The 2,901-nt window shown below is 63.4% G+C and carries 4 protein-coding genes; all 4 read left to right on the forward strand.

Annotated elements, in window-relative coordinates; all coding sequences use genetic code 11:
- On the forward strand, positions 1 to 836 hold an 836-nt coding region (locus KZA10_RS11165), incomplete at its 5' end, for an IS3 family transposase (RefSeq protein ID WP_218682920.1).
- 33 nt (positions 837 to 869) lie between these two features.
- Positions 870 to 1,577 (forward strand): tyrosine-protein phosphatase, encoded by a 708-nt coding sequence (locus KZA10_RS11170; protein WP_218682923.1) that lies wholly within the window; start codon positions 870 to 872, stop codon positions 1,575 to 1,577.
- Between the two features lie 75 nt (positions 1,578 to 1,652).
- Positions 1,653 to 2,111 (forward strand): ATP-binding protein, encoded by a 459-nt coding sequence (locus KZA10_RS11175; RefSeq protein WP_256934745.1) that lies wholly within the window; start codon positions 1,653 to 1,655, stop codon positions 2,109 to 2,111.
- Between the two features lie 174 nt (positions 2,112 to 2,285).
- Positions 2,286 to 2,624, forward strand: coding sequence for an SOS response-associated peptidase family protein (locus KZA10_RS11180; protein WP_218682922.1), 339 nt, complete (start codon positions 2,286 to 2,288; stop codon positions 2,622 to 2,624).
- Positions 2,625 to 2,901 lie beyond the last annotated feature (277 nt).

Genomic DNA, 2,901 nt, shown 5'->3' on the forward strand with positions numbered 1-2,901 from the left:
CACGCGGCTATCGCGCCGCGGTGGGCCGCGCGCCGTCCGCGCGGCAGCTGCAGGATGATCTGCTCGTGCCCGAGATCGCCCGGCTGCATGCGGAGAACTACGGCGTCTACGGGCGCCGGAAGATGCACGCCCTCATGCGACGGCAAGGCTGGGACATCGGTCGCGACCAGACCGAACGCCTCATGCGCCTCGCCGGGGTTCGCGGTGTCCGCAAGTCGAAGCGCGTGTTCACGACCCGCTCCGACACGACCACAGTGCTGCCGAGTGATCTCGTGAACCGTCGCTTCACCGCGCCGGCGCCGCGACGGCTCTGGGTCTGCGACGTCACCTACGTCGCCACCTGGTCCGGGTTCGCCTACGTCGCATTCGTCACCGATGTCTACTCCCGCCGCATCGTCGGCTGGAACGTTGCGGCGACGCTGCGCTCCGAGATCCTGCCGATGCAGGCCCTGGACATGGCCGCCTGGAACGCCGGTGGGCGCCTCGACGGACTCATCCATCACGCGGACCACGGGTCGAACTACACCGCGATGGTCTACACCGAGAGGATCGTCGAACTCGGCGCTGTCCCCTCAACCGGGACCGTCGGCGACAGCTTTGATAACGCGATGGCCGAGGCCGTGAACAACCTCTACAAGACCGAACTGATCCGCCAGCGCGGGCCCTGGCGCACCGTCGAGCAGGTCGAGCTCGCGACCCTCGAATGGGTGTGGTGGTGGAACAACTCCCGCCTCCACGGTCAGCTCGACATGCGAACACCCGCCGAGGTCGAACAGGCGTATTACGCTGACCAGGAATCAGCCAATCCGGCACCTGTCGGACAAGGCTCCCGATAGGAACGAAAGTCAGGCCGATTCACCACGCTCCGCATCGATGGTCTCGCCAATGTGCGAGACCTCGGCGGTCTAGAGCGCATAGATGGAACCGTGACACCCTCGGGCGTGTTTATTCGCTCGGAGAGGCTGGAACGAGTCGACTCGGAGGGGTGGCAAGCAATTCACGCCCACGGAGTACGCACCGTGATCGACCTTCGTCGACCAGACGAGTCGACGGGACAAGTCCCCCCGGCGATCAAGCACATCCACGTAGATCTTGACGGCAGCGATGAGACGGACTTCTGGAAGCAGTATGAAGAGGATGGGCGGTGGGGCACGCCCCTCTACTATCTCGCGCACCTCCAGGCGCTTCCAGACAGACTCGCGCTTGTACTGAACGCGATCGCTGACGCCGATGATGGAGCGATTCTCTTCCACTGCTCGGCAGGGTGGGATCGAACCGGCCTCGTCGCCGCCGTACTCCTGAGGGCGGTCGATGTCACCGGCGATGCCGCCGTCGCCGACTACCTCAAGTCATTCACGAACGCGGACGCGATGGCTGAGCTGCACGAACGATCTTTTGAGGTCGAAGAACGACAGCAGATCCTTGGCCGATTCGGCCACACCGCAGAATCCGCGTTCCGCGACATGTACGGGAACTTGGATCTCGAAGCCTGGTTTAGCGAATCGTGCATCGCGCCTGAAACACGAGTTGCCATCGAGACGTGGCGGGGAGCGGCTGCCTCACTACGCCCGGTTTGACCTTCGCGTCTGCCGTAAATGATCGTTGCCAGAGCGGGCGGGGCTATCGTCGGAGTGATGATCAGAGTTGTTTTGATGTGCGGGCCGGCGGGATCCGGAAAGTCGACCGTTGCGAGGCGACTGGAAGCGGAAGGCATGGTTCGTCTTTCATTCGACCAGGAAGCCTGGCGCAGGGGCATCCGGACGATGCCCCTGCCGAGCGATGTGCATGAAGAGATCGAGCAGGAGCTCCGCGCCCGCCTCATCGCGCTCGTCGCGGCTGACCAAGACGTGGTACTCGACTTCTCGTTCTGGTCCAAGCGTGCCCGTCTCATCTATCGGAACTTGCTGCGCCCGCTTGGAGTAGTGCCTGAGACGATCTATCTCGCCACGCCAAGGGCAGTCGCACTGGGACGACTCGCGGCACGGAGCCACGAGCACGCCGACGACTATGCGCTTTCCAACGACGTCGCGGCAGACTACTTCGACCACTTCGAACCCCCGACCGCCGACGAAGGTCCCCTGACGGTGCTCGGCGCGGAACCGTCGCACTGAGCGATCGATCGATGAGACGCAGACCTGAAGATCGATCACTGTCCGGCCACGATCGGCGTTGAGGCTCACGAGGGGTGTTCACGTCCAGTCTCACCAGGGTCAGCGTTGATGAGAAGCTCGCGGTCGGAGGCCCACCGAAAACGATCGTTTTCGGCGGAGCGTCTGCTTAGTTCGGTGAAGCTCGCGCAGGGTTTCTGGGGGCCCACCCTCTCGGCCGCCAGGTGCATTGTTCCGATGCGCGGCTACTTCGAGTGGACCGGCGACAAGACGCCGGAGACCCCGCACTTTCTGCGTGGTAAAGGGCTGCTGTCGGCCGCCGGTCTCACCTGGTTGATGGAGCTGCCGAACGGTGAGAAGTCGCGGTGCTTCGTGGTCATCACCCGCGAGGCGCGGGATGCCAGCGGTGAGGTGCATGACCGGATGACGGCATTCCTCACGCCTGATACCTGGGATGCGTGGCTCACTCCGGAGAAGCTCACCGGCACGTGTCGTCGGCAAGTTGATCTCCGTTGAGTTCGAAGCCACTGTGACCACACCGCCCACATCCGCGGCCTGAGAGAAAAGTCACCAAGATCTTCAGCATTCGCATCTGCTTCGATGCCGGTGTCGCACTGCGAGCCACCACTGCCGCACACCGCGCCGTTATTGGTGTGTAACCCTTTCCGCAGGCCGTCCGACCTTTCCGTACGTTGCTAACATTCGACCATGGTTGAATCCGCTGCGTTCGTGACGCCGAAGCTCTCCGTGCAGCCCGACGTTCGCGTTCTCGGCGCCCGAGAACACAATCTGC

The sequence above is a fragment of the Microbacterium sp. BF1 genome (assembly GCF_019279095.1).
GTDB lineage: Bacteria > Actinomycetota > Actinomycetes > Actinomycetales > Microbacteriaceae > Microbacterium > Microbacterium maritypicum.